Origin of the sequence: Flavobacterium sp., from assembly GCF_965657075.1 — a bacterium.
Lineage (GTDB): Bacteria > Bacteroidota > Bacteroidia > Flavobacteriales > Flavobacteriaceae > Flavobacterium.
In genome coordinates this window covers 64,833-90,823 of record NZ_CBFHMV010000004.1, presented here as the reverse complement: position 1 = coordinate 90,823, position 25,991 = coordinate 64,833, and the positions used below count along the sequence as shown (strand labels likewise).

The 25,991-nt window shown below is 31.1% G+C and carries 26 protein-coding genes; 12 read left to right on the top strand and 14 right to left on the bottom strand.

Going from position 1 to position 25,991, the window contains the following annotated elements:
- The first annotated feature begins 75 nt into the window (after window positions 1–75).
- From murB to ACTF56_RS04340, 7 genes are all read left to right on the top strand, one after another.
- Window positions 76–1,083: a UDP-N-acetylmuramate dehydrogenase gene (gene murB, locus ACTF56_RS04370; protein ID WP_438965693.1), complete on the top strand. Its 1,008-nt coding sequence runs from the start codon at window positions 76–78 to the stop codon at window positions 1,081–1,083.
- Window positions 1,084–1,194: 111 nt separating this feature from the next.
- Window positions 1,195–1,401, top strand: coding sequence for a membrane or secreted protein (locus tag ACTF56_RS04365; protein WP_438965692.1), 207 nt, complete (start codon window positions 1,195–1,197; stop codon window positions 1,399–1,401).
- Window positions 1,402–1,410: 9 nt separating this feature from the next.
- A complete protein-coding gene (locus ACTF56_RS04360) occupies window positions 1,411–2,526 on the top strand; it encodes a glycosyltransferase (RefSeq protein ID WP_438965691.1) in 1,116 nt (371 codons plus the stop codon).
- Window positions 2,517–3,077 (top strand): RNA polymerase sigma factor, encoded by a 561-nt coding sequence (locus ACTF56_RS04355; protein WP_438965690.1) that lies wholly within the window; start codon window positions 2,517–2,519, stop codon window positions 3,075–3,077. Before ACTF56_RS04360 ends, ACTF56_RS04355 begins: the two co-directional genes overlap by 10 nt.
- A gap of 109 nt (window positions 3,078–3,186) precedes the next feature.
- Window positions 3,187–4,062, top strand: coding sequence for a lipoyl synthase (gene lipA, locus ACTF56_RS04350; RefSeq protein WP_438965689.1), 876 nt, complete (start codon window positions 3,187–3,189; stop codon window positions 4,060–4,062).
- Between the two features lie 39 nt (window positions 4,063–4,101).
- Window positions 4,102–5,097 (top strand): type I glyceraldehyde-3-phosphate dehydrogenase, encoded by a 996-nt coding sequence (gene gap, locus ACTF56_RS04345; protein WP_438965688.1) that lies wholly within the window; start codon window positions 4,102–4,104, stop codon window positions 5,095–5,097.
- 59 nt (window positions 5,098–5,156) lie between these two features.
- Complete coding sequence (locus ACTF56_RS04340) at window positions 5,157–6,455, top strand: hybrid sensor histidine kinase/response regulator (protein WP_438965687.1); 1,299 nt, start codon at window positions 5,157–5,159, stop codon at window positions 6,453–6,455.
- On the opposite strand, the gene ACTF56_RS04335 is transcribed toward ACTF56_RS04340, so the two are convergent.
- Together ACTF56_RS04335 and lpxK are read right to left on the bottom strand one after the other, a co-directional pair.
- On the bottom strand, window positions 6,452–7,267 hold the full coding sequence (locus ACTF56_RS04335; RefSeq protein WP_438965686.1) for a purine-nucleoside phosphorylase: 816 nt from the start codon (window positions 7,265–7,267) through the stop codon (window positions 6,452–6,454). The genes ACTF56_RS04340 and ACTF56_RS04335 overlap by 4 nt on opposite strands.
- Complete coding sequence (gene lpxK / locus ACTF56_RS04330) at window positions 7,239–8,258, bottom strand: tetraacyldisaccharide 4'-kinase (RefSeq protein WP_438965685.1); 1,020 nt, start codon at window positions 8,256–8,258, stop codon at window positions 7,239–7,241. The genes ACTF56_RS04335 and lpxK overlap by 29 nt, the downstream gene beginning before the upstream one ends.
- Before the next feature lie 83 nt (window positions 8,259–8,341).
- On the opposite strand from lpxK, the gene ACTF56_RS04325 reads away from it, so the two are divergent.
- The 4 genes from ACTF56_RS04325 to gloA2 all read left to right on the top strand — a co-directional run bounded on the left by ACTF56_RS04325 (window position 8,342) and on the right by gloA2 (window position 11,800).
- On the top strand, window positions 8,342–9,436 hold the full coding sequence (locus tag ACTF56_RS04325; protein ID WP_438965684.1) for a Nif3-like dinuclear metal center hexameric protein: 1,095 nt from the start codon (window positions 8,342–8,344) through the stop codon (window positions 9,434–9,436).
- 3 nt (window positions 9,437–9,439) lie between these two features.
- Complete coding sequence (locus ACTF56_RS04320; protein ID WP_438965683.1) at window positions 9,440–10,219, top strand: zinc ribbon domain-containing protein; 780 nt, start codon at window positions 9,440–9,442, stop codon at window positions 10,217–10,219.
- A gap of 259 nt (window positions 10,220–10,478) precedes the next feature.
- Window positions 10,479–11,276 (top strand): 23S rRNA pseudouridine(2604) synthase RluF, encoded by a 798-nt coding sequence (gene rluF, locus ACTF56_RS04315; protein WP_438965682.1) that lies wholly within the window; start codon window positions 10,479–10,481, stop codon window positions 11,274–11,276.
- A gap of 107 nt (window positions 11,277–11,383) precedes the next feature.
- Entirely contained in the window at window positions 11,384–11,800 is a 417-nt protein-coding gene (gene gloA2, locus ACTF56_RS04310) for an SMU1112c/YaeR family gloxylase I-like metalloprotein (RefSeq protein ID WP_438965805.1), read from the top strand.
- Window positions 11,801–11,802: 2 nt separating this feature from the next.
- On the opposite strand, the gene ACTF56_RS04305 is transcribed toward gloA2, so the two are convergent.
- The 3 genes from ACTF56_RS04305 to ffh form a co-directional block, all read right to left on the bottom strand.
- Entirely contained in the window at window positions 11,803–12,300 is a 498-nt protein-coding gene (locus ACTF56_RS04305) for a GNAT family N-acetyltransferase (protein ID WP_438965681.1), read from the bottom strand.
- A gap of 86 nt (window positions 12,301–12,386) precedes the next feature.
- On the bottom strand, window positions 12,387–13,274 hold the full coding sequence (locus ACTF56_RS04300) for a bifunctional 5,10-methylenetetrahydrofolate dehydrogenase/5,10-methenyltetrahydrofolate cyclohydrolase (RefSeq protein ID WP_438965680.1): 888 nt from the start codon (window positions 13,272–13,274) through the stop codon (window positions 12,387–12,389).
- Window positions 13,275–13,378: 104 nt separating this feature from the next.
- Window positions 13,379–14,716, bottom strand: coding sequence for a signal recognition particle protein (ffh, locus tag ACTF56_RS04295; RefSeq protein ID WP_438965679.1), 1,338 nt, complete (start codon window positions 14,714–14,716; stop codon window positions 13,379–13,381).
- Between the two features lie 145 nt (window positions 14,717–14,861).
- Here ffh and ACTF56_RS04290 point away from each other — a divergent pair, with 145 nt between their 5' ends.
- Window positions 14,862–15,170 (top strand): YbjQ family protein, encoded by a 309-nt coding sequence (locus ACTF56_RS04290; RefSeq protein ID WP_438965678.1) that lies wholly within the window; start codon window positions 14,862–14,864, stop codon window positions 15,168–15,170.
- An 83-nt stretch (window positions 15,171–15,253) separates the two neighbouring features.
- Here the strand turns inward: ACTF56_RS04290 and ACTF56_RS04285 are convergent, their stop codons facing one another.
- The 9 genes from ACTF56_RS04285 to ACTF56_RS04245 form a co-directional block, all read right to left on the bottom strand.
- A complete protein-coding gene (locus tag ACTF56_RS04285) occupies window positions 15,254–15,442 on the bottom strand; it encodes a YgaP family membrane protein (RefSeq protein ID WP_438965677.1) in 189 nt (62 codons plus the stop codon).
- A 12-nt stretch (window positions 15,443–15,454) separates the two neighbouring features.
- The gene (locus tag ACTF56_RS04280) at window positions 15,455–15,760 is read right to left on the bottom strand and encodes a hypothetical protein (protein WP_438965676.1); all 306 of its coding nucleotides are present in this window, start codon (window positions 15,758–15,760) and stop codon (window positions 15,455–15,457) included.
- A gap of 5 nt (window positions 15,761–15,765) precedes the next feature.
- Window positions 15,766–18,999, bottom strand: coding sequence for an efflux RND transporter permease subunit (locus ACTF56_RS04275; RefSeq protein ID WP_438965675.1), 3,234 nt, complete (start codon window positions 18,997–18,999; stop codon window positions 15,766–15,768).
- Window positions 19,000–19,083: 84 nt separating this feature from the next.
- Window positions 19,084–20,166 carry an efflux RND transporter periplasmic adaptor subunit gene (locus ACTF56_RS04270; protein ID WP_438965674.1) on the bottom strand — a complete coding sequence of 361 codons (1,083 nt, stop codon included), beginning with the start codon at window positions 20,164–20,166 and terminating at the stop codon, window positions 19,084–19,086.
- Window positions 20,167–20,270: 104 nt separating this feature from the next.
- Window positions 20,271–21,584 carry a TolC family protein gene (locus ACTF56_RS04265; RefSeq protein WP_438965673.1) on the bottom strand — a complete coding sequence of 438 codons (1,314 nt, stop codon included), beginning with the start codon at window positions 21,582–21,584 and terminating at the stop codon, window positions 20,271–20,273.
- Window positions 21,585–21,760: 176 nt separating this feature from the next.
- Window positions 21,761–21,889: a hypothetical protein gene (locus ACTF56_RS04260; protein ID WP_339833713.1), complete on the bottom strand. Its 129-nt coding sequence runs from the start codon at window positions 21,887–21,889 to the stop codon at window positions 21,761–21,763.
- A 79-nt stretch (window positions 21,890–21,968) separates the two neighbouring features.
- The gene (locus ACTF56_RS04255) at window positions 21,969–23,429 is read right to left on the bottom strand and encodes an NAD(P)/FAD-dependent oxidoreductase (RefSeq protein ID WP_438965672.1); all 1,461 of its coding nucleotides are present in this window, start codon (window positions 23,427–23,429) and stop codon (window positions 21,969–21,971) included.
- A 99-nt stretch (window positions 23,430–23,528) separates the two neighbouring features.
- Window positions 23,529–24,566, bottom strand: a complete 1,038-nt coding sequence (gene cydB, locus ACTF56_RS04250) for a cytochrome d ubiquinol oxidase subunit II (protein WP_438965671.1) — start codon at window positions 24,564–24,566, stop codon at window positions 23,529–23,531.
- Window positions 24,567–24,576: 10 nt separating this feature from the next.
- Entirely contained in the window at window positions 24,577–25,923 is a 1,347-nt protein-coding gene (locus tag ACTF56_RS04245) for a cytochrome ubiquinol oxidase subunit I (protein ID WP_438965670.1), read from the bottom strand.
- Window positions 25,924–25,991: the final 68 nt, after the last annotated feature.

Genomic DNA, 25,991 nt, shown 5'->3' with positions numbered 1-25,991 from the left:
AAAGTTTCTCATTGATTTTAATATTGAAATTGTTATTAAATAATAAATCCTATTTTTACACTTTAATTTTTACTTATGAATTTTCAGTCTAATTTTCAATTAAAAGAATACAATACTTTTGGCATTTCGGCTTTGGCAAAAGAATTTATTGCTGTTTCAAACACCGATGAATTATCGACTGTTTTGCAATCCAATAAAGACATTTTTGTGCTTGGTGGTGGAAGCAATATGTTGTTGACTCAAAATATAGAAAAACTAGTTGTACATGTTAATTTTAAAGGAATTGAAATTGTAAAAGAAGAGGAAAATTTTATTTGGGTAAAAGCGAATGCTGGTGAAAATTGGCATGAATTTGTCCTTTGGTGTATTGCACATGATTTTGGTGGAATTGAAAATTTATCCTTAATTCCTGGAAATGTAGGAACAACTCCTATTCAAAATATTGGTGCTTATGGTGTGGAAATTAAAGATACTTTTGAAAGTTGTACTGCTATGGAAATTGCATCTCAAAATTTAAAAACTTTTGATAAAGCCACTTGTAATTTTGGATACAGAGAAAGTGTGTTTAAAAATGAGTTGAAAAATCAATACATTATCACCGATGTAACATTCAAATTAACAAAAAAAAGCCACAAAATTAATACTTCATACGGAGCAATTGAAACTGAATTAGTAAAAAACAACATTACAAATCCTACTCTAAAAGAGGTCAGTGATGTTGTAATTGCCATCCGTCAAAGTAAATTGCCAAACCCAAAAGAGCTAGGAAATAGTGGAAGTTTCTTTAAGAATCCAATTATTTCAAAAGCTGATTACGACAAAATAAAACAAAATCATCCAGAAATACCACATTACATAGTTTCTGAAACTAAAGTAAAAGTTCCAGCAGGTTGGTTAATTGAACAATCAGGATTTAAAGGAAAACGCTTTGGTAACGCAGGAATTCATAAAAATCAAGCTTTGGTTTTGGTGAATTATGGCAACGCAACTGGTCAAGAAATTTTAGCCGTTTCAAAAGATATTCAACAAACCATTTTTAAAAAATTTGGCATTCATATTGAAGCTGAAGTGAATGTCATTTAAAAATAAATTCAAATATAAAAATCCAAAACCAAATTACTGCAAAAATTCTAAATTCTGAATTCTAAATTCTAATTTTCTCCCTATCTTTGCATTAAATAAAATTACATAAAAATGTTTAAACTTATTTTACTTTCGGTTGGATTGTTAGCGCTAGCTTTTTCTGGTATTGCAATAAAAATTTGGGCAAAAAAAGACGGTAAATTCTCTGGAACTTGTGCCAGTCAAAGTCCTTTTTTAAATAAAGACGGTGAAAGTTGTGGTTTTTGTGGTAAAACTCCAGAACAAATGAAAGATTGTAAAGAGACTTCTCATAGCTAATATTTTTACATGGAAATGATTTTATTCATTTTGCTTTACAGTTTTATTGCAATAGTTTTAGTTCAATTTTTATACTACATTGCTGTTTTCGGACAATTTACTTTTGCCAAGAAACAAAACGTCACTCCCAAAAAAGTGCCTGTTTCTGTTATTGTTTGTGCTAAAAATGAAGCAGAAAACATCAAGAAGTTTTTTCCTTTATTAATCCATCAAAATTATTCAGATTTTGAAATTGTTTTAATCGATGATGCTTCTAGTGACGAAACTTTAGATTTATTTGAAGCATTTGAAAAACAATATTCTAACATCAAGTTGGTTAAAGTTGAAAATAACGAAGCTTTTTGGGGCAATAAAAAATTTGCATTAACTTTAGGAATCAAAGCAGCTACAAAAGATTATTTGGTTTTTATTGACGCAGATTGTTATCCTAATTCTAACGAATGGTTGCAGCAAATTACAGCTCAATTCACTATGAAAAAAACAATCGTTTTAGGATATGGTGCATACGATAAAATTAAAGGTTCTTTTTTGAATAAAATCATTCGTTACGAAACTTTATTGACTGCGGTTCAATATTTTTCTTGGGCAAAAATTGGGAAACCTTACATGGGTGTTGGTCGAAATTTAGCTTATAAAAAATCTGTTTTCTTTGACAATCGTGGTTTTATGGATCACATGAAAGTTCGTTCGGGTGATGATGATTTATTTATCAATCAAGCTGCTAATAAAGAAAATACTGCACAAATACATAGTTCTGAAAGTTTTACTTATTCTTCACCAAAAACAACTTATAAAGATTGGTTCAATCAAAAAAGAAGACACATTACAACTGCAAAATTGTATAAATCTTTTGACAAATTTCAATTAACTTTGTATTTTATGTCTCAAGTTTTATTCTTTGTTTTGGCTGCTGTATTATTAGCTTATCAGTTTCAATGGATTATAGTTTTAGGAATCGTTGTATTTCGTTATACATTTGCATGGATTTCTTTAGGTTATGGTGCTGGAAAACTTAAAGAAAAAGATGTAATGTATTGGTTTCCAATTATCGAATTAGTTCTTATCTTTACACAAATTAATATAGTAATAATAAATATTTTTTCGAAACCAGTACATTGGAAATAACTTCAACCATCATACAAAGCAATATTGAAAAAGCAAAAACGGGCGACCAAGTAGCTTTTACCTTTCTTTTGGATTTTTATTGGAATGAAGTGTACGGCTTTATGATAAAACGTACTGAAAATGAAACTGATACAGAAGACATTGTAATAGAAACTTTTGCAAAAGCTTTTGATAAAATAAGCAATTACAATTCAGAATATGGCTTCAATACTTGGTTGATTGCAATTGCTAAAAATGCTCATATTGACATGCTTCGCAAAAAGAAATCTTCTCTTTTTGTAGATAATAATGATGATTCCAATTATGCAAATTCTATTGCTGACGAATCACCAACTGCTGAAGATGAGTTAATTATTGAACAAAATTTAGCTCAATTATTACTTTGCATCAAAGAACTAAAACCGGCTTATCAAGAAGTGATTCAAATGCGTTATTTTCAAGAAATGAGCTACCAAGAAATGGCCGATCAATTAGAAGAACCTTTGAATAATATTAAAATTAAACTTCTTAGAGGAAAGAAATTACTAGCCGAAATTATTAAAAAAAGTTAATTACCTTTTTTTTTAACTAAATCTTCACTTCTGTCTTACCCAATTTCATACTTCTAAATTCAAAATTCTGAATTCAATATTGTATCTTTGCTTTTCAAATTTTATACCCATGAACAACGTTATAGAAAATGTATTTCCACCAAGAGAACCAAAGCCAAAATGGTTGCGTGTAAAATTACCAACAGGTAAAAATTATACCGAATTGCGTGGATTAGTAGATAAATATAAGCTAAATACTATTTGTGCTTCAGGTAGTTGTCCTAATATGGGTGAATGTTGGGGCGAAGGAACCGCAACATTTATGATTTTAGGAAATATTTGTACCCGTTCTTGTGGATTTTGTGGTGTAAAAACGGGTCGTCCAGAAGATGTAGATTGGGATGAACCTGAAAAAGTGGCACGTTCAATTAAAATAATGAAAATCAAACACGCTGTTATTACCAGTGTGGATAGAGATGACATTAAGGATATGGGTTCAATCATTTGGGCAGAAACAGTTAAAGCCATTAGAAGAATGAATCCTAACACAACCTTAGAAACCCTTATACCTGATTTTCAAGGCAATACAAGAAACCTTGATCGTATTGTTGAAGTGGCTCCTGAAGTAGTTTCACACAACATGGAAACAGTAAAAAGGTTAACTCGTGAAGTTCGTATTCAAGCAAAGTACGAAAAAAGCTTAGAAGTTTTGAGATACCTAAAAGAACAAGGCATCAAAAGAACAAAATCAGGAATCATGTTAGGCTTAGGCGAAACTGAGGAAGAAGTTATTGAAGTTTTACACGATTTAAAAAATGCAAATGTTGATATTGTAACTATTGGACAATATCTTCAACCTACAAAAAAACACTTACCTGTTAAAGAATATATTACTCCAGAACAGTTTGAAAAATATGAAAAAATAGGAAAAGAATTAGGCTTTAGACACGTTGAAAGCGGTGCTTTAGTTCGTTCTTCTTATCATGCAGAAAAACACATCTTGTAAACAAATTCCAATTTTAAAATTCCAAACTCCAAAGAATAAATGACAAAAACTCGTATTGCAATTAATGGTTTTGGAAGAATTGGTCGCAACCTTTTTCGATTACTATTAAATCATCCTTCTATTGACGTTGTAGCTATCAACGATATTGCAGATGCAAAAACAATGAGTCACTTGGTTAAATATGATAGTATTCATGGCGTTTTAAAAGATAAAGTTTCTTACACATCAAATTCAATTGTGATTAATGATAAATCGTATCTGTATTTTAGCGAAAAGGAAATCAAAAATTTAGATTGGAAAACGTTAAATATAGATATTGTTGTTGAAGCCACTGGAAAATTTAAGACTACAGAGCTTTTAAATCAGCATATCATTGCAGGTGCAAAAAAAGTTATCCTTTCAGTTCCACCAGAAGATGAAAACATAAAAACAGTTGTTTTAGGTGTTAATGAAGCAATTTTAGACGGTTCAGAAACACTAATTTCTAATGCGAGTTGTACTACTAATAATGCAGCGCCAATGCTACAAATTATGCAAGAATTATGCGGAATTGAACAAGCATACATTACAACAGTTCACTCCTACACTACAGACCAAAGTTTGCATGATCAACCGCATAAAGATTTGCGTAGAGCTCGTGGTGCATCACAATCCATTGTTCCTACAACAACTGGTGCTGCTAAAGCATTGACTAAAATTTTCCCAGAATTAGAAGGTAAAATTGGAGGTTGTGGTATTCGCGTTCCTGTTCCTGATGGTTCATTGACCGATATTACACTCAACGTAAAAAGAAAAGTAACCATTAAAGAAATAAATGCTGCTTTTAAAAGCGCTTCTGAAACCAATTTAAAAGGCATTTTAGATTATACCGAAGATCCTATTGTTTCGGTTGATGTTATTGGAAATACTAATTCGTGTTTGTTTGATTCACAATTAACTTCAGTAATTGACAACATGGTAAAAATAGTTGGTTGGTACGACAATGAAATTGGTTATTCATCGAGAATTATAGATTTAATTCAACATATTAAATAATAATCTTTATTTTCGAAGATTAAATAATTGTTAAGAATTAAGCCTGTAATAATTTTAGTATGTTTATAATCAATTTTTTAAAAATTAATACCCTTTCTATACTCCAAGATGAGTCTTCTGTTGTAACATTTAGCGTTTTAAGTATTATATTGTTTGCCATATTAGTTGCTTTTTCAATACTATACTTCAGAAAAAACAAAACAAATCTTGAAACGATTAAAAAGTTAGAATCTCAAAATAATGAAATTAACAATCAACTGATTTTATTTCACGATTTCAACAAACAAAAAAACAACTTTTATTCTAAATTTCTAGCAAAAAATAAGCAAACAATTAATACTTTAGCTTCTATTTCTAAGAGTATTCCCACTGATTTTGTTAATATTAACGATAAAAATAATTTCTTATACATTCAAAATGAATTGTTAGAATTAGCCAATATCAATCAAAAAATTGCCTATTACAATACTATTGATACCGAAGAATTTAATAACGATGAAGAATATTTTTTAAAAGATTTAATAGAAAAACTTAAAGCATCTACCTCTGAAATTGCTACAAAAAACAATACAAATTTTACCATTACTATTGATCCAAAAGTTCCTTTAATATTTGTTTCTGACAATAATTCTCTTTTCCAAATTACATCTAATTTAGTAGCAAATGCGCTTCAGTTTGCTCCTAACGGAAATGTGAATTTAACAATAAATCAACTAAGTAAAACCGATAGAACTGTAAATTTAGAGCTAATTGTTGAAGATGACGGAATTGGAATTACTAAAGAAAATCAACATTTAATTTTTAATCCTTACCACACCTCAATTGAAACCAATAAAAATCAAGGATTGGGTTTGTATTTAATAAAGAAAACCATAGAAAAATTAAAAGGATCTATTATTTTTGAAAGTGAACCTAATAAAGGAAGTAAGTTTACTGTAAACATTCCATTGGAAACCAATTATGAATTTTGTGAAGAAAATGACTTTGATTATACTTTTCTAAAAGATAAAAACATGGTATTGATTGAAAAAAATCCTGTAAGCCAAGAAATAACAAAGCGATTAATTGAAAGACATGAAGCCAATTGTGATGTATTAAACAATGAAGACGAAGCTTTAAAACTTATGGAAACCAAGAATTATGATTTGGTAATTTTAGCTATAGAATTATCGGATACCTTAGAAGATTTACCTTCAAAAAAAATAAGAATAAGTCATCCTAAAATTCCAATTATTGCTTTCACAAAATATGATTTTAGAAAAAAAGAATATTACAAAGAAAATGGAATAACTGGTTTTGCATCAAAACCTATTGATACACGTCAATTTTATGAAACCTTAAAAAACAATTTGAATTAATAATTAGAGATTAAATTTTTAATTAAATTTCTAACCTGTGGTTCTGCTTTTTTGGCCGCTTTTAAAACTTCTTCATGATTGACTTCATCAATGTTTTCTATATCACCCATATCAGTGATTACAGAAACTCCAAAGCAATTCATATTCATGTGTTTAGCAACAATAACTTCAGGAACAGTAGACATTCCTACGCAATCACCACCAATGGCTTTTATCATTTTATATTCAGCTAAAGTTTCAAAAGTGGGTCCTTGTAAACCAACATAAACACCTTCTTGAATCTTAATATTTAATTCTTTTGCTATTTCTTTTGCTTTTAAAAGCATTTGACGCGAATAAGGTTCGCTCATATTAACAAACCTTGATCCAAAACGATTGTCGTTAGTTCCTCTTAAAGGATGTTCGGGCATCATGTTAATATGATCTTTAATCAACATAACATCTCCAACTTTAAAACTCGAATTAACACCTCCAGAAGCATTAGAAACGATTAAATTTTGAATTCCTAAAACATGCATCACACGTACAGGAAAAGTTATTTCTTGCATTGAATATCCTTCATAATAATGAAAACGACCTTGCATTGCCACAACTTTAACATTTCCAATAGTTCCAAATAATAAAGCACCTTTATGACCTTCAACAGTTGCAATAGGAAAATTAGGAATATCTTTATAATCTAAAGTAAATTCTATTTGAATATCCTCTGAAAAACCTCCTAAACCACTACCCAAAATTATTCCAAAATTAGGTTTATAATCATTTGTTTTAGCTTGAATATAACTAACGGTTTCTTGAACTTTGTTCCACATAATTTAAAATTTTATCATCAAAATCATTTGCAGCATTTAAAAACTGAGATTGAATGGGTAAATAAAACAATTGTGCTTTGGGCAACAAACCTTTCAATCGAACAAAATCTTTTTCAGTTGTGATTATTTTATAGTTTTTTGCTTTATTTACAATGGAATTAATCTCTTTTTCATCAAAATTATGATGATCTGAAAAAACCATTGTTTCTTCTGCTTTAGCTTCTAAAAAATCAAAAAATGGCCTTGGCTTAGCAATGCCTGCAACCACAAGTTTTTGCTCCTTTTTACTATTTTGAACCAAAAATTGTTCGGATTCACTGTAAAGACAATCATCATAAGCTATTGAAGTAAAATAAACGGGTTGAGATACTTTCAATTTCGCTTTAATATGCTGTTGTGCAAGTTCGTCAATATCTTTAGGACATTTCGTGACAATTATCATGTCAGCCCGTTTTTTTCCAAAACTTGGTTCTCGTAAATTTCCAAAAGGCAAAATAAAATCATCACAAAACAAATCGTCGTAAGCAGTTAACAAAATATAAAATCCAGCTTTAACTTTTCGATGTTGAAAAGCGTCATCTAAAAGAATAACATCAGGTTTTACGTCTAAATTTAGTAATTTTTCTATGCCTTCTGCTCTATTTTCATCAACAGCTACAATGGTTTTAGGATATTTTGTATAAAACTGAAAAGGTTCGTCGCCAAGTGTTTTCGCAGTAGCATTTTTATCAGCCAAAACAAAACCTTTGGTACTTCTTTTGTAACCACGACTCAAAGTTGCTACTTGGTATTTATCAGATAACAATCGTATTAAATATTCAATTTGAGGAGATTTTCCTGTACCGCCAACACTTAAATTACCAACAGCAATTACAGGAATAGTAAAAGATTTACTTTTAAAAAATCTCTTGTCATAAAAAAAAATTCTAAGGTAAGTCACCAACCAATAAATTAGTGCGAATGGAAGAAGTAGTTTTCGTAAAATATTCATAATACGAAAATACACTTTTTTTAGCTCTAATTTTTATCTTGAAATGATTATTCGTTACTTTGTTAACACAAAATAAAATTTTCATGAAAATCAAAGACACACTAGCAATTTTAGAAGATATGGCTCCTTTGGGTTATGCCGAAAGTTTTGACAATGTAGGATTGTTGGTTGGAGACGCTAATAATAATTTAACAGGTGTTTTAGTTTGTCATGATGCTTTGGAAGAAGTTATTGATGAAGCTATTTCAAAAAAATGCAATTTGGTGGTTTGCTTTCATCCCATTTTATTTAGTGGTTTAAAAAAAATTACAGGAAAAAATTATGTAGAAAGGGCTGTCATTAAAGCCATTAAAAATGACATAGCCATTTATGCAGTTCATACAGCTTTAGACAACCATAAAAACGGTGTAAACAAAATATTTTGTGATGCTTTGGGCATTAAGGATTCAAAAGTTTTAATTCCAAAACAAAACTATATAAAAAAATTAGTCACCTATACCATTTCTGAAAATGTTGTAACACTAAGAAATGCTTTATTTGAAGCTGGTGCAGGTCAAATTGGTAATTATGAAGATTGCAGTTTCAACAGTCATGGCATTGGAACTTACATGGGAAATGAAGACAGTTCTCCTGAAATTGGAGAACGCTTTGAATTTGTAGAAGCACCAGAAATTAAAATTGAAGTCACTTTTGAACGTCATTTAGAATCTAAAATACTAAAAGCATTATTCTCCAATCATGTGTATGAAGAAGTAGCCTATGAAATTTATAATTTGGAAAATGAGCATCAAAATATTGGCTTAGGTAGAGTTGGTTTGTTGGAAAAGGAACTTTCTGAAGCCGAATTTTTACAATTAATTCGAGAAAAACTAGATTGTAAAGGCATTAGACACAGTAATTTGTTAGGAAAACCAATTAAAAAAGTAGCAGTACTAGGCGGTTCTGGAAGTTATGCCATAAAAAACGCAATTAACTCAGGAGCAGACGCTTATGTTACTTCAGATTTGAAATATCATCAATTTTATGAAGCTGAAAACAGCATTTTATTGGCTGATATTGGTCATTTTGAAAGTGAAAGATTTACAAAAAACTATATTGTTGATTATCTTAAAGAAAAAATCACTAATTTTGCAATCATTTTATCGCAAGAAAATACAAATCCTGTTAAGTACTTTTAAAATATGGCAACTACAAAAGAATTAAGTGTTGAAGACAAATTAAGAGCATTATATGCCTTACAACTTATAGATTCTAAAATTGACGAAATCAGAAACGTAAGAGGCGAATTGCCTTTAGAAGTAGAAGATTTAGAAGACGAAGTAGCTGGTTTAACAACTCGTTTAGAAAAATTAAATACTGAATTAGAAGACATTGAAGAAAAAATCAAAGGGAAAAAAATTGCCATTGATAATCATACTGCTTCAATTAAAAAATATACAGAACAACAAAAAAATGTTCGCAACAATAGAGAATTCAATTCTTTAGCTAAAGAAATAGAGTTTCAAGAATTAGAAATTCAATTATCTGAAAAGCATATTAAAGAAATGAAAGCTTCAATGGAGCACAAAAAAGAAGTTATTGATCAATCAAAAGAAAGATTAGAAACTAAAGCTACTCACTTGAAGCACAAAAAATCTGAATTAGATGCTATTTTATCTGAAACTGAAAAAGAGGAAACTTTTTTAAAGGAAAAATCGGCGGAATATCAAAAGAAAATTGAAGACAGACTTTTAAGCGCTTACAACAGAATCAGAAATAACGTGAGAAATGGAATGGCTGTTGTAGCGATTGAACGTGGAGCATCTGCAGGATCATTTTTTACAATTCCACCTCAAGTTCAAATGGAAATTGCTGGTAGAAAAAAAATCATCACTGACGAACATAGCGGAAGAATTCTTGTAGATAGCATGTTAGCCGAAGAGGAAAAAGAAAAAATGGAAAAGCTTTTTGCAAAAATGTAATACAAATCCCGATGAAAATCGGGATTTTTTTTTTAAACAATTTGTCGTTTAGTGAATCTCTTTTATTAAACATTCAGAATTATAGAATTCCCTTGGTTTAAAATTCGTTCAACTTTTCTTAGTTTTCGTTAATGCTTTGTGAACTTTGCAAATATCTTTAAAACTTTAAGTTGCAACTTCAAAATAGATAAGTTGTCACTGCTTAGAAATTCACAATTCATAATTAACAATTCATAATTCTATTTCCTATCTTTGCTTTATGGAAGAAAACGCTACACGAATCAACAAATTTTTATCAGAATCAGGCTATTGTTCTCGAAGAGAAGCCGATAAATTAATTGATCAAGGAAGAGTCACTATTAATGGTGTTGTTCCTGAAATGGGTACCAAAATAACTTCTAAAGACGAAGTTAGAGTTGATGGTATTTTGATTAATGAAAATACTGAGAAAAGAATTTATTTAGCCTTTAATAAACCTGTTGGGATTGAATGCACTACCAATCAAAGTGTTCGAGATAATATTGTAGATTATATTAATTATCCAGAACGAATTTTTCCCATTGGACGTTTGGACAAAGCCAGTGAAGGTTTGATATTTATGACTAATGATGGTGATATTGTGAATAAAATTCTTCGCGCTAGAAACAACCATGAAAAAGAATACATCGTTACTGTAAATAAAACAATTACGGAACGTTTTATTCAAAGAATGGCCAATGGAATTCCGATTTTAGATACTTTAACCCGAAAATGCAAGGTAGAACAAATCAGTAAAACCGTTTTCAGAATTATCCTAACTCAAGGATTGAATCGTCAAATTCGTAGAATGTGTGAGTATTTAGATTATGAAGTAGTTTCATTAAAAAGAACACGAATCATAAATATCTCATTAGATGTTTCTGTAGGAAAATTTAGAGATTTAACTGATACTGAAATTCTTCAATTAAATCAACTCATTGAACCTTCTAGTAAAACTGAAGAAGCAAGTTTACCTAAAGTTGATCGTAATATTCCAGGACAAAGAGCTACGCCAACAAAGATTTTCAAGAAAAAATAAATTGAATTTCATGATTTAGAAGAAAGAACTGAAAAAATTTTGTCCATTCAAATCTCTTAAATTAAAAAAAGAATCAAGTAGTAAAATTGAGAAATTAAAAAAAGATGATGCTTAACAAAATTCATCATATCGCTCTTATATGTTCTAACTATGAAATTTCTAAAAGGTTTTATACTGAAATTCTTGGTTTAGAAATAATAAACGAGACTTATAGAGTGGAACGAGAATCCTACAAATTAGATTTAGCGCTTCATGGAAATTATTGTTTGGAATTATTTTCATTTCCAAATCCTCCAAAAAGACCTTCTAAACCAGAAGCAACAGGCTTAAGACATTTAGCGTTTGAAGTTGATAATTTAGAAATCGTCATCAATCATTTAATCAGGCACAAACTTGAAGTTGAACCCATTAGAATTGATGAAATTACCAACAAACGATTCACTTTCACATCAGACCCAGATGATTTGCCTATAGAATTTTATGAAAAAATAGAGCAAACGGAATTTAATAATAAGAAGTTATAAAACTATATTGCTATGTTTTTCTCCATTACAAAATCTTCCATCAAATAACCGTTACCAATTTCAATATCTTCTTCATAAGCAATTTCGAAACCTAATTTTTTATAAAAATATTGAGCCTTATTAAATCGATTTACGTTTAAAAATAAAAGCATATTTTTTGCCTCTAGTGCCTTTTTTTCAATTTCGCTAATTAACTGATTACCAAAACCTTTTCCTTGCGTTTCTGGCAAAACATATATTTTGTGAATCTTAGTTTTGTAATTTTCAATATTCAATTCATAAGAAGCAAATCCAACCACTTTATCCTCATTTTCAATCAATAAAAAAGTATGTTTTCGCTCTTCTAATTGTCCGGTTAAAGCTTCTAAACTATAGAATTTATCTAACATAAAGTTCAATTGAGCTTTTGATAAAATTTGAGCATAAGCTGAAGGCCAAATTTGATAAGCTAAATCTCTAATTATTGGCAATTGAGATTTTGAGGCTTGAATTATTTTCATTTATAAGGCAACAATTATAAATAGAAATTTCACAAATTTACATTAAAATTAATGCTAATTTGTGAAACTCTATACTTTCAATTTTATTAGGAATTCAATGCTTTTCTTTGTTCTCTAGCTAACAAAGTATTTTTCAATAACATGGCAATAGTCATTGGACCTACTCCACCAGGAACTGGCGTTATGTATGAAGCTTTTTTAGAGACATTTTCAAAATCAACATCACCAGTTATTATGTATCCTTTTTCAGTAGTTTCATCAGCAACACGTGTAATTCCAACATCAACAATTACTACATCGTCTTTAACCATTTCGGCTTTTAAGTAATTTGGAACTCCTAATGCAGTGATGATAATATCGGCTTGACTTGTAATTTGATTTATGTTCTTAGTATGACTGTGCGTCAATGTAACAGTAGAATTTCCTGGGAAACCTTTTCTTCCCATCAAAATACTCATAGGACGACCAACAATGTGACTACGACCAATTACAACCGTATGTTTTCCTTTGGTTTCCACATTATAACGCTCTAATAATTCCAAAATTCCAAAAGGTGTTGCTGGAATAAAAGTGGTCATATCTAAAGCCATTTTACCAAAATTCTCAGGATGAAACCCATCAACATCTTTACTTGGATCAACAGCCATTAATACTTTTTGAGTATCAATTTGCTCTGGCAAAGGTAACTGAACTATAAATCCATCAATATTGTCGTCTTGATTTAGCTCTTTAATTTTTTTAAGCAATTCTGTCTCCGAAGTTGTGCTTGGCATTTTAACTAAAGTAGATTCAAAACCTACTCTTTCGCAAGCTCTTACTTTGCTTCCAACGTAAGTTAAACTTGCTCCATCATTTCCCACAATTACAGCTGCTAAATGAGGTACTTTTTCACCATTAGCTTTCATCTTATCAACTTCAGCTGTAATTTCGTTTTTAATATCTTCTGATACTTTTTTACCGTCTAATAAAATCATTTTGTGTGTGTTGTTTATTCTGAATTTCAGAATCTGTTGGATTTTTGTAGTTAGTTGTTTGTAATTTTATCTAAAAAAAAGACGCGATAAAACGCGTCTTTATATTATTTCATGCCTTTCATGCCTTGCATCATTCGCATCATGTTTTTGCCTCCACTACCTTGCATCATCTTCATCATTTTGCTCATTTGGTCAAATTGTTTCATCAATTGGTTGACTTGTTCAATTTTTGTCCCTGAACCTTTAGCAATTCTATTTTTTCTTTTTACATCAATTAAAGATGGTTTACTTCTTTCAGTTGGTGTCATAGAATGAATTATAGCTTCGATATGTTTGAAAGCATCATCTTCAATTTCGACATCTTTCATAGCTTTTCCAGCACCTGGTATCATTCCAACCAAGTCTTTCATGCTACCCATTTTCTTAATTTGCTGAATTTGTGTTAAGAAATCGTCAAAACCAAATTCATTTTTAGCAATTTTCTTTTGTAATTTTCTTGCTTCTTCTTCATCGTATTGCTCTTGAGCTCTTTCCACAAGAGAAACAACATCTCCCATTCCTAAAATTCTATCAGCCATACGTGAAGGATAGAACACATCAATTGCATCCATTTTTTCACCTGTACCAATAAATTTAATAGGTTTATTAACTACAGATTTAATAGAAATAGCAGCTCCACCACGAGTATCACCATCTAATTTCGTAAGGATAACTCCATCAAAATTTAGTCTATCGTTGAACGCTTTTGCAGTATTCACAGCATCTTGACCTGTCATGGCATCCACTACAAACAATGTCTCTTGTGGTTGGATGGCTTTATGAACGTCAGCAATTTCGTTCATCATTTGCTCATCCACTGCTAAACGACCAGCTGTATCGACAATAACAACATTAAATCCATTTGCTTTCGCGTGTTTGATGGCGTTTTGAGCAATTTCAACTGGATTTTTATTTTCTGGTTCAGAATATACTTCAACACCTATTTGATCTCCGACTACGTGCAACTGATTAATTGCCGCAGGACGATAAATATCACAAGCCACTAATAATGGTTTTTTCCCTTTTTTAGTTTTTAGGTAATTGGCTAATTTTCCTGAGAAAGTTGTTTTACCAGAACCTTGTAAACCTGACATTAAAATCACAGATGGAGTTCCTGATAAATTTACACCAGCAACTTCACCACCCATTAATTCGGTTAATTCGTCTTTGACTACTTTTACCAATAATTGACCTGGTTGCAAGCTGGTTAATACGTTTTGTCCTATTGCTTTTTCTTTTACTTTGGTAGTAAAATCTTTAGCAATTTTAAAGTTAACATCGGCATCTAATAAAGCACGACGAACTTCTTTTAAGGTATCGGCAACATTGACATCGGTAATTTTTCCGTGACCTTTTAATATATGAAACGCTTTATCTAATTTATCTGTTAAATTATTAAACATAATGGTTTGTGATTTTGATAAGTTGCAAAGATAGCATAAAGTTAGAAAGTTGCAAAGCTGAAAATAGCTTTTAAAATTAAAAAAATAGTAACAAAAAATCAGATTAACAGACTAACAAATAAACTTAACAATAAAAACTATTATTATGATTTTAACAACAACCAATAGCGTAGAAGATTATAAAATTTTAGAATATAGAGGCATCGTTTCCGGAACTGCAGTAAATATTCAAAAAATGAAAATGACTTTCAACATGGAAAAATACTATGCTGCAATTAGCGAAAGTATTTCTGAAGTTAAAGAACAAGCTTTTACTCAATTAAAAGAGAATGCTGAAAAATTAAATGCTAATGCTGTTGTAGGAATAAATGTTGAAGTTGAACTCACAGCAAGTAATTACGTTACTGTAACTATTACTGGCACAGCTGTTAGTATTATTAAAAAAAGAGAGTAAATAAACATTTTGAATACTCTTTACAATAAAAACACCATTAAATCTAATTAATGGCGTTTTCTCTAATTATTTCTGTTTTAAAATTAATCTTTTATTTTAAAAATTTTTCTAAGAATATTTTCCATCAAACACCATTTTGTAAAGGATGATTGTAATAAATTGGCTCCAACAAAAATGGTGAACCAATACCAATTTTCATTTACATACATGCCTAAAAGTACGCTTAGTATTATAAAAGTTCCAGCTATTGCTCTTATTATTCTATTTATCATTTTTTCCGTTTTTTAATTTGATTTTTCAATATTTATTACTGCAATATGAATATGCGAAAGTGTTTTTTGCTTGGCATTAAAATCATTTATAGATTCAAATAGTAAATCCACATTTTCTTTTTTTACAAAAGCATAAAACAACAACGAATCTGTTTTATTCATTTCACTAGAAAACCAATTGGATTCGAATGCATCTTCTGTATTATCGCGATATCCTATAACATCTTTATATGAAAATGTCAAGACTTTTGCTTTATTTAATTGTTGAATAATATCTTTTTCAAACTCTTTTATTGCGGTTATTATTAGTAATTTCATAATTCTTAAATAGTAGATTCGTTAGCATTCTCTTCAATTACTTTTTCTTTTTTATCCCATTTTTTTCGTTCAACGATATAGTAAATTATCGGTACAACAATCAATGTTAAAATCGTTGAAACAATCGCTCCGAAAACTAACGAAATCGCTAAACCTTGGAAAATTGGGTCAAAAAGGATGATTACTGCTCCAATAACTACTGCACCTGTTGTTAGTAAAATAGGTGTTGTTCTTACAGCTCCAGCTTCAATAATCGCTTGTTTTAAAGGAATTCCGTCGTTTAATCGAATTTCAATAAAGTCAATCAGCAAGACGGAATTTCGCACCATTACTCCTGCTAAAGCAATCATTCCAATAAATGAAGTTGCTGTGAAATAAGCTCCTAATAACCAGTGTCCAAATACAATTCCAACTAATGAAAGTGGAATAGCCATCATCATTACCATTGGCGTTTTGAAGTTTTGGAACCAACCTACAATCAACATATAAATGATAACGATTACCACTCCAAAAGCAATTCCTAAATCACGGAAAACTTCTAAAGTAATTTGCCATTCTCCATCCCATTTTACGGTGAAATCACTTTCATCAGATGGTTGTTCCATATACAATTCGTTGACTTTATATCCTGCAGGCAACTTCATTTTTTGCAATTCTTCATTCATTCCCAAAATAGCATACACAGGACTTTCCAGATTTCCAGCCATATCAGCCGTTACATAAACTACTCTTTTTTGGTCTTTTCTGTAAATAGTTTTTTGTAAATTACCTTCTACAACTTTCACAATATCAGAAACTGGAACTACGTTGCCACGATTTCCTTTAATTTTTAGGTTTTGAATGTCTTGCAATGATGTTTTGTCTTTATCATCTAGTGAAAGAACAATTCCGACGCTGTTATTAGAATTTTCATCATACAAAGTCGAAACTGGATATTCCTTTAACAAATAGGTTAAATTTCCAACTACTTGTTGAGGAGCAATTCCGTTAAGCATGGCTTTTTCTTTATCTACTGCTAATGTATATTCCACTTGATTGTCTTCTGTCATCCAATCCACATCAACGATATCTGTAGTTTTTTCTAAAATTCCTTTTACTTGATTAGCCACTTCAATTTGCTGTTTGTAATCAGGTCCATAAATTTCGGCAACTAAAGTTGAAAGAACTGGTGGTCCAGGTGGAACTTCAATAATTTTTACATTCGCACCATATTTTTTGGCTATTTTTTGCACTTCTGGACGAACAATTTTAGCAATATCATGACTTTGTAAATCTCTATCTTCTTTGTGTAATAAATTTACTTGAATATCTGCCATATTGCTTCCACCACGCAAATCATAATGACGAACCAATCCGTTAAACGTAATAGGTGCTGAAGTTCCAATGTAATTTTGATAATCCACCACTTCTGGAATAGTAGTTAAATATTGAGCAATTTCTTGAGTAACGGCAGAAGTTCTTTCTAACGTTGTTCCTTCAGGCATATCAATTACTACCTGAAATTCATTTTTGTTATCAAAAGGTAACATTTTTACTAAAACCGATTTTGTAAAAAACATCAATACGGAACCAGCTAACAAAACAACTGTTAGTCCTAATATTAATCTTCTTTTGGTAGAATTATCCAAAAATGGTCGTTCTAATTTATTGTACATTCTATAAATCCAAGACGTTTCTAATCCTTGTTCGGCTTTATGTTCTTGTTCCTCTTTTTCGTGTAATAAATGGTAACCCAAATAAGGCGTAACCGTTAAAGCTACAAACAACGAAAGTAACATGGCAATAGAAGCACCAATTGGCATTGGACTCATATATGGCCCCATCATTCCTGATACGAAAGCCATTGGAAGAATTGCAGCAATTACTGTAAACGTTGCTAAAATAGTTGGATTACCTACTTCGTTAATCGCAAAAATAGCTGCTTGTTTGAAAGGCAATCGCTTCATTTTAAAATGACGGTGCATGTTTTCTGCAATGATAATACTGTCATCCACCACAATTCCTACTACAAAAACTAAAGCGAAAAGTGTGATTCTATTTAACGTATAACCTAACATGTAGTAAGCAAACAAGGTCAAGGCAAACGTTAAAGGAACAGAAAAGAATACTACTAATCCACCACGCCAACCCATAGCCAACATGACTAAAAGTGTTACAGCTATAATGGCAATTCCAAGGTGCATTAATAATTCTCCTACTTTGTGAGAAGCCGTTTCTCCGTAATTTCTAGAAACAGCAACATGCACATCATCAGTGATTAATGTTTTCTTTAAACCTTCTACTTTTTCAAGGATTTTGTCTGAAATTTTCATCGCATCAGCTCCTTTAACTTTTCCTACTGAAATCGTAACGGCTGGATATTCTGATTTATTTTGACTGTATTTTTCATTGGCTTTTCCATATCCAAAAGACACATAACTTTTCAAAGTCGCTGGTCCATCTTGAATTGTAGCTACCTGCTTTAAATACACTGGCATATTGGCATTGACACCTACTACTAAATTTTCCACATCTTCTGAAGTTGACAAAAACTCCCCTGTTGTGATTAAATATTCTTGGTCATTATTTACAAAACTTCCTGATTGCGAACTACCATTATTGGCTTGAATCATTTGCATAATTCCAAGAGCATCTACTCCATTTTCGGCCATTTTATCTTTGTCTAAAATTACTTTAAGTTCGCGAGTTCTTCCTCCAATTTCTTTGGTAATGGCAACATCTTTTACTTTTTCAATTTCAGAAGTTACTTCTTCAGCAATTTGACGAATTTCGAAATCATTCAATGTTTCACTCCAAAGGGTTAATCCCAACATAGGAACATCGTCAATAGAACGTGTTTTTACCATTGGTTTATATACTCCATTTGGGAAAATGTTTTCGTTTTTCATCAACTCATCGTATAATTTTACATACGAGCGTTCTGAATCTTCTCCTACATAAAACTGTACAATTATCATCGCTTGACCATTCATAGCCATACTATGTAAATGCTCTACTCCTTTGATGTTTGATAATACTTTTTCGAGTGGTTTAATCACTCTACTTTCTACTTCTGCTGGACTTGCTCCTGGATAACCAATCATTACATCGGCCATTGGAACATTGATTTGTGGTTCTTCTTCACGAGGAATTAAGAACGAACTATATACACCAATAATCATCAAACCTACCATTAATAAAATGGTCAATTTTGAGTTGATGAAAAAATGGGCTATTTTACCTGAAATACCTTCTTGCATAATTTTTTGTTTAAAAGTTTTTTTTAGTTTTTTTAGTTTCAAGTTGTTGCAAACTGAGAACTATGACTGAATACTAAAAACTAATTACTGAACACTAACTTTTACTCCGTTATATAATTTTCCTTCAGCTGAAATGATGTATTTTTCATCTGTTGATAATCCTGATAAAACTTCTACTTGATTTCCGAATGATTTTCCGATTCTAATCCAACGTAGAATGGCTACATTGTTGCTTACTGTGTAAATTCCAGTTAATTGACCTTGCTTTACTAAGGCTGATTCAGGTACTAAAATTTTATCTGATTTTGTAGTTTCTGTTTTTGCTTTAGGTTTTTCAATAGGAAATTGAACATTGACAAACATTCCTGAAAGTACTTTATTATCCGTTTTTTCTAAATTGATTTTTACTAAATATTGTCCACCTGTGTTTGTTGCTGAACCGCTAACTTCACTAACCTTTCCTTTTAATTGTTTGTTGGAAGATTTTACTAAAACCGTAACAGGCATTCCGTTTTTAATGGAAGTTATATCTCCCTCAGAAACCATTGCCATCACTTGCATTATTCCGTTTCCTTCCACGCTTACTAAAGGCATTCCTGGGTTGGCCATATCACCTTCTTTTACAAACGTATTAGTAACATCTCCAGAAAATGGTGCTGTAATATTAGCATAAGAAAATTGAGCCATAACTTCGTTACGCATTTGTTTGGCTCCTTCTAAACCTGCTTTTGCCATTTCATAACGCGAAGTCATATCGTCCAATTCTTTTTGTGAAGCACTTTGTTGTGCAAATAAAGCTTGGAATCTTTCATAATCTTTTTTGGCATTATTATAACCAGCAGTTGCTTGTAAAATCGAAGCATCAACTTGTGCTTTCTTGGCTTGCAAATCGGTGTTATTGATGCTAACTAGTAATTGACCTTGACTTACTTTTTGTCCCATTTTTACATGGACTTTGGTAACATAACCCATCATTCTTGTGCTTACATTGGCACTATTTTGTGATTCAATTTTTCCACTGGCTGTTACGAATGGACTGTTATCATTTTCGGTTGTTCCGCTTACTTTTACGGTAATTGGAGTTTCCGTTGCGATTTCGTTTTTCTTTTCACCACCACATGAGATTAGGAAAAGAGTTGAAAGTGTTAGGATTGCTATTTTTTTCATTTTGATAATTTTATTTTTTGGGAACACAGATTTGAGAAATTTGAGAAATCTTACAATTTTTCTTTTTTCTTTCTTCTTGTTTCTTTTTTCTTGTTTCTTTCTTCTTATTGGGTTAAAAATTCTAAATACTTCTTGGTAAAATTATATTCAAAAACGGCTTGTAGATATTCTAGTTCTTTTTGAAATTGTAGCGTTTCTGAATTTAATAAATCGGTTGTTTTTTCTAAACCTTCTTTGAAACGATTTGAACGAATACGATAAGCTTCTTGAGATTGTTCTAAAGCTAATTTTGAAAGATTTACTTTATTTTCTGCATCTAACAATTGTCGATTGGTTTTGTTTAATTCCAACTGACTTTGCGCTTTGTATTGTTGGCTTTCCGTTTGTGCTTTGTCATAATCTGCTTTTGCTTTTTGGTATTTACCAATAGTTTTGTAGCCATCAAAAACACTCCAAGACAATTGAGCTCCAATGGTATATCCTTTTGCTCCTGTTTGAAAAATTTGCGTATCATATAATTCATAACTTCCAAATGCATTTAACCTTGGTAAGAAACTCATTTTATTCATTTGTGTCATTTTTCCATAAGCTTCCACAGATTTGTCCATTGCTAAAATGTCTTTTCTATTGGAAATTAATTTAGTTTCGAAAGCTGAAATTTCAATTACATTTTCAATATCTTCAATAGGTTTGAAAACTTTGTTTGTATTATCTTCGTTCAATAAAAAAGCTAAGTAATCAGATGCATTTTGCACATTCGATTTAGCATATTGTAACTGATTGGCAACTTCATTTACACGAACTTGCACAGAAAGTAAATCTGTTTTTTGTAACATTCCTTGTTTAGCATAATTTTCAACTAATTTCAAGTTAGCTTGAGCTGTACTATTGGCTTTTTCTAAAACTTCAACTGCTTTGTAAGCCAGTTGCAATTGCATAAAAGATTTATCAACTTCTAATTGCAAATATTCTTTGGTTCTTTCAGTTTGTAATTGAAAAGCTTCCATTTTAGACTTGGCAGCTTGCCTCCCGTAAAAACCATCAGCATTAATTAAGGGTTGTAGTACTTCAATTTTAGTGGCAAAATTTTTAGTTTTTGCTGGATCATTCAACAAAGCTGGATTAAAATCGGAAGCTGTTAAAATTTCTTGATTCAATTTAGAACCAAAAGCCATCAAAGGATTGGTTGTAGAAATGGCAGTGTGAGAAGCAGAAATACTTGGCAAAAACAAGGAATTGGATTGATTGTAATCTGCTTTTGCTGAAGCCGCATTTTCTTTCGCAATTTTGATTTGTAAATTAGCATCGTTTACTTTTTCTAAAATTTCTTTCTTAGAAATAGCAATGGTATCTTGTGCTGAAGCTGAAAAAGCTAGGACAAAGATTCCAAAGAAAGTTACTATTGATTTATTGTTCATAGTTGTATTTTTATTTGTAGCAAATGTACTTTGAGAAAAAAGAGCGTTTGGTAACAAGAGTTACACTTAAATGTAACAAGAGTTACTTAGAAAAAGAAAGAGGCTGCTTACTTCAAATTAAACAGCCTCAATACTAACCAATAAAACTAAACTATCATCATTATGGAGATGATATGTTATCTGGTTCCTCCATGTCCACCAGCTACAATTTTTAAGATTCTAAAATTTAAATAGAAAAATTTAAAAAACTGTATTATAGGATTTTGCATTTTTGCATGTTGTGATTTTGATATTCTTTGTGTCATTTTTTTTAGGTTTTGAGTTGATGGTTGATGGTTGAAAATAGATTAATTTCATCTTTTCTATTTTCTATTTTCTCTAAAATTATTCAGGAATTAACCACCAAAAAGGTTTCATTTTTGCTTTGTAAATGAAGGCATAATGTAAAGCCAATTTTACCCAATGTCCAGCTAAACCTATGTCTCCGAATGTTTTGTTAATGTCTCTTCCACCAGTTTCTGGATATTTTTTATAATCAGGAACAATTGGGTATGTTGTTATGCTTACACCACTTCCTTTTGTCATTCCAAAACCAGCAGAAGCGATACAGGCTGCTCCCATATTTCCTAATGAACCTTTATGATGTAAGGATTCTTTTCCTTCTTTTATAGAATCAATGATATTATCAGCTACTAATTTTGCTGTAATTCCAGAAGGCATTCCTGTTCTTGGTGGTGATGGAAAAATATCGGTTCCGTTTTTACTTTTTCTTGGTTTTGAAATAGAATGTGGTGGTGCAAAGGCAATTCCAGGAGCAAAAATATTTTTATAGGATGGATTTTGATACGTTTCTGGCCAATCTTGAACCGTCCATTCTTCGTAAGGCTTTGGAGAATAATCTGCATCTACAATCATAAATCCTTTGAATAATTTATCGGTAATATCTGCATCATTTTTATCGTATGCTTTGAATCCGTGACCTGAAAAAGCTGGAATTAACATGGCAAAATCAAATTCTTCAGATTTGAATTCACCTTCTAGATTTTCATAATGTGCTATTCCATCTTCTATTTTGTTGACACCAGCACCTAAAATCCATTTAATGCCTCTGTCTTCAAAAATCATTTCAATCATGTCTTTGGATTTCATGTTAAAACCATTGTAATCCATCAACATGCCGTCCATTCCGAAATCTCCTAAGTCCTTTTCGTTGGAAATCCATGTCATTTCTACTTTGTTTCTAACACCATGTCTGACCAACTCTTTTTCAACATTTAAAATATATTCAAAAGCGGCTCCTTGACAAGTTGCTTTAGCATGACCCGTTCCAATAAGAATTTTTGCTTTTTTATCGGAAGTTTTTAGTTGATCAATTAGTTCTTTTAATCCGTGCCAAGCATGTTCTGCATGATCATAAGTACAAACGGAATAAGCTTTGTTATGTCCAGGATTTAAACCTTCTGTCATATCGAAAGCTAATTTTGGTCCGGTTGCATTGATTAAATAATCATAAGTAACATTTTCTTGTGTGCCTTTTTTTTCTCCAAACACATATTCTACTGCTACAAATGGTTTTTCTTCTGTTTTATTTCCTTCTGGATGAAAAGAAACTACTTTAGCTTGTTTGTAACTGATTCCTTTTCTTTTGTATAAAGGTTCTAAGGGAAAAATTAATTGTTTAGCCTTCATTCTACCAATTCCAACCCAAATATTGGAAGGAACCCATTGGTAATTTCGATTAGGAGAAACTACAAGAACTTCATGTTCCTTTCCTAATTTTCTTCTTAAATGTGCAGCTGCAGTATGACCTGAAATTCCAGCACCTAATATTACTATTTTTGACATCTTAATTAGTTTAATAAGTCAAATTTAGTAGTTATCTTCCTGTACCACAGCAACATTTGTTACATAAAAAAAGTGCCTTAAAAAAGACACTTTTGAATTTTAATAACTGGTATCATCCAGCTTGACTTTTCCATAAAATGTTTTATAAAGAAAAATAAAATAACCAGCTAGCAATGGACTTCCAATTAAAACTATCGTTAACATGATACCTAATGATTTTTGAGAAGAAGCAGCATTGTAAATCGTTACACTATAATCTGGATGAATGGTTGATGGTAATAATACGGGATAAAGTTGAAAAGCAACTAACATAAGTAAAAAAGCCATCGTTAAAGAAGAAAAAATCAATGCCTGAAAATACTTCTTTTTAGATACCAATCTAGGAATATTGGCAACCGCTAAAAATGATAATATAGGTAAAATAAAAAATATTGGATTATTTTTAAAATTATCGGTCACACCTGGAATATAAATTAAAGTGTATAATGAGGTGATAGAAAAACTAACAATAAAGAAAATCATTCCTTTTTTTAATAAGAATGTTAGTCTAGCATGCAATCTTCCTTCTGTTTTTAGTAGTAAAAAAATGGCTCCTTGTGTCATGAATATGGATAAGGTTGTAAATCCAGTCATTATAGCATAAGGACTCAAAAAAGCGAAGAAGATTCCTCCTTGATAACTATGATTTTCCGCTAATTCAAAGCCTTGTAATACATTGCCTAAAACTACTCCCAATAAAAATGCAATTAGCACATTGGATATAAAGTAAATGATATCCCAAGTTTTTCGCCACCAAAGCATTTCTTCGGCACTTCTAAATTTTATAGCTGATGAACGCAAAACCAATAGCATCAAAAACAACATAAATGGAATATACATTGCCGATAACATGGTTGCATACATAACTGGAAATCCTGCAAATAAAGCTCCTCCTCCAATAATCAACCAAACTTGATTGGCATCCCAAAGTGGTCCAATGGCATTGATGGCAATTCTTCTACTTAAATCTTTTTTAAAAAATAAATGCCATGCACCTGCACCATAATCAAAGCCTTCTAAAATAGCATAACCTGAAAATAATAATCCTACAACTAGATACCAAAGCGTTGGATAATCTATACCTAAAAATGTTTCCATGTTTCTTGATTTAAATAATTTCTAAGGCATTTTTAGCTTCATCATAAGGGCCATGTTTTATTTTTTTATTTAAGGAATATAAAAATAAAAGCAACAATAGTGTATAAACTACTGTAAACAATACTAATGAAAATACAATTTGATTGGCTGAAACTTCTTGCGAAAAACCTTCACTTGTTCTCAAATGTCCGTAAACAATCCACGGTTGCCTTCCCATTTCAGCAGCAAACCAACCGACTTGATTAGCAATTTGAGGTAAAATTACTGAAAAAGAAAAAATCCACATGATCCATTTGGTTTCAAACAATTTGCCTTTCCACCATAAGAAACTAGCATAAAACGTTAAGGCGATTAAAAACATTCCAATAGATATCATGATGTGATAAAATTGAAAAACTGCATTCACCTGACTTGGTCTATCTTCTTCAGGAAAAGCATTCAAACCTGTTATTGGAGCTTTAAAATCTTGGTGTACTAAAAAAGATAATCCACCAGGCAATCCTAAACCTGTTACCTTTTGATTTTCATTATCTACCCAACCTAAAAGATATAAATCTGCTGGAGCTGATTTTTCATAATGTCCCTCCATAGCTGCTAATTTTGCAGGTTGATTTTTAGCTACACCGTCAGCAGAACTATGTCCAGAAAGCAATTGAGAAAAAGAAACTACAGTTGCCACAACCAATGCGATTTTGAAAGCTCTTTTCGATAATTCAACATATCTACCCTTTCTGATATAATAAGCATGAACACTCAAAACCATGAAAGCACCTGCTAAAAAGGCACCTTGCCAAACATGAATAATTCTATCGACACTAGATGGATTAAAAACCATAGCCCAAAAATCGGTCACTTCTGCACGAGCATTGAAACCTTCTCCGACAATATGATAACCTGCTGGTGTTTGTTGCCAACTATTCGCAACCACAATCCAAACGGCAGAAAACATGGAGCCTAAAAAAACTCCAATTGTAGATATAAAGTGGACTTTTGGAGAAACTCTATTCCATCCAAAAATTAGAATTCCTAGAAAAGTACTTTCTAATCCGAAAGCGAATAACCCTTCTGCTGCCAAAGCACTTCCAAAAATATCACCCACATATTTTGAATAAACTGCCCAATTGGTTCCGAATTCAAACTCCATGATAATTCCTGTTGCAACACCTATTCCAAAAGTTATTGCGAAAATTTTCAACCAAAAACGAGTTAGAACTTCGTATTCTTTATTTCCAGTTTTTAAATACAAACCTTCCATAATAACCATAATTAAACCTATTCCAATACTTAGAGGTGGATAGATATAATGAAAGGCAATAGTAAACGCAAACTGAATTCTTGCTAATATTTCAACATCCATGACTTCTTTTTTTTATTGAAACAAAATTATCTAATTTTTGGTTCTTACTAAGTAACAAGCGTTACATA

What these genes read in the sequence shown, in the direction of transcription:
- gap (WP_438965688.1), top strand. Translation starts at nt 4,102, where the DNA reads ATGACAAAAACTCGTATTGCAATTAATGGTTTTGGAAGAATTGGTCGC.
- ACTF56_RS04300 (WP_438965680.1), bottom strand. Translation starts at nt 13,274, where the DNA reads ATGATTTTATTAGACGGTAAAAAAGTATCAGAAGATATTAAAAACGAA.
- ffh (WP_438965679.1), bottom strand. Translation starts at nt 14,716, where the DNA reads ATGTTTAATAATTTAACAGATAAATTAGATAAAGCGTTTCATATATTA.
- ACTF56_RS04255 (WP_438965672.1), bottom strand. Translation starts at nt 23,429, where the DNA reads ATGTCAAAAATAGTAATATTAGGTGCTGGAATTTCAGGTCATACTGCA.
- ACTF56_RS04325 (WP_438965684.1), top strand. Translation starts at nt 8,342, where the DNA reads ATGAAAATCAAAGACACACTAGCAATTTTAGAAGATATGGCTCCTTTG.
- rluF (WP_438965682.1), top strand. Translation starts at nt 10,479, where the DNA reads ATGGAAGAAAACGCTACACGAATCAACAAATTTTTATCAGAATCAGGC.
- lipA (WP_438965689.1), top strand. Translation starts at nt 3,187, where the DNA reads ATGAACAACGTTATAGAAAATGTATTTCCACCAAGAGAACCAAAGCCA.
- ACTF56_RS04260 (WP_339833713.1), bottom strand. Translation starts at nt 21,889, where the DNA reads ATGACACAAAGAATATCAAAATCACAACATGCAAAAATGCAAAATCCT.
- ACTF56_RS04365 (WP_438965692.1), top strand. Translation starts at nt 1,195, where the DNA reads ATGTTTAAACTTATTTTACTTTCGGTTGGATTGTTAGCGCTAGCTTTT.
- gloA2 (WP_438965805.1), top strand. Translation starts at nt 11,384, where the DNA reads ATGCTTAACAAAATTCATCATATCGCTCTTATATGTTCTAACTATGAA.
- lpxK (WP_438965685.1), bottom strand. Translation starts at nt 8,258, where the DNA reads ATGAATATTTTACGAAAACTACTTCTTCCATTCGCACTAATTTATTGG.
- ACTF56_RS04335 (WP_438965686.1), bottom strand. Translation starts at nt 7,267, where the DNA reads ATGTGGAACAAAGTTCAAGAAACCGTTAGTTATATTCAAGCTAAAACA.
- ACTF56_RS04320 (WP_438965683.1), top strand. Translation starts at nt 9,440, where the DNA reads ATGGCAACTACAAAAGAATTAAGTGTTGAAGACAAATTAAGAGCATTA.
- ACTF56_RS04280 (WP_438965676.1), bottom strand. Translation starts at nt 15,760, where the DNA reads ATGAAATTACTAATAATAACCGCAATAAAAGAGTTTGAAAAAGATATT.
- murB (WP_438965693.1), top strand. Translation starts at nt 76, where the DNA reads ATGAATTTTCAGTCTAATTTTCAATTAAAAGAATACAATACTTTTGGC.
- ACTF56_RS04275 (WP_438965675.1), bottom strand. Translation starts at nt 18,999, where the DNA reads ATGCAAGAAGGTATTTCAGGTAAAATAGCCCATTTTTTCATCAACTCA.
- ACTF56_RS04290 (WP_438965678.1), top strand. Translation starts at nt 14,862, where the DNA reads ATGATTTTAACAACAACCAATAGCGTAGAAGATTATAAAATTTTAGAA.
- ACTF56_RS04360 (WP_438965691.1), top strand. Translation starts at nt 1,411, where the DNA reads ATGGAAATGATTTTATTCATTTTGCTTTACAGTTTTATTGCAATAGTT.
- ACTF56_RS04285 (WP_438965677.1), bottom strand. Translation starts at nt 15,442, where the DNA reads ATGATAAATAGAATAATAAGAGCAATAGCTGGAACTTTTATAATACTA.
- ACTF56_RS04270 (WP_438965674.1), bottom strand. Translation starts at nt 20,166, where the DNA reads ATGAAAAAAATAGCAATCCTAACACTTTCAACTCTTTTCCTAATCTCA.
- ACTF56_RS04245 (WP_438965670.1), bottom strand. Translation starts at nt 25,923, where the DNA reads ATGGATGTTGAAATATTAGCAAGAATTCAGTTTGCGTTTACTATTGCC.
- ACTF56_RS04305 (WP_438965681.1), bottom strand. Translation starts at nt 12,300, where the DNA reads ATGAAAATAATTCAAGCCTCAAAATCTCAATTGCCAATAATTAGAGAT.
- ACTF56_RS04340 (WP_438965687.1), top strand. Translation starts at nt 5,157, where the DNA reads ATGTTTATAATCAATTTTTTAAAAATTAATACCCTTTCTATACTCCAA.
- cydB (WP_438965671.1), bottom strand. Translation starts at nt 24,566, where the DNA reads ATGGAAACATTTTTAGGTATAGATTATCCAACGCTTTGGTATCTAGTT.
- ACTF56_RS04265 (WP_438965673.1), bottom strand. Translation starts at nt 21,584, where the DNA reads ATGAACAATAAATCAATAGTAACTTTCTTTGGAATCTTTGTCCTAGCT.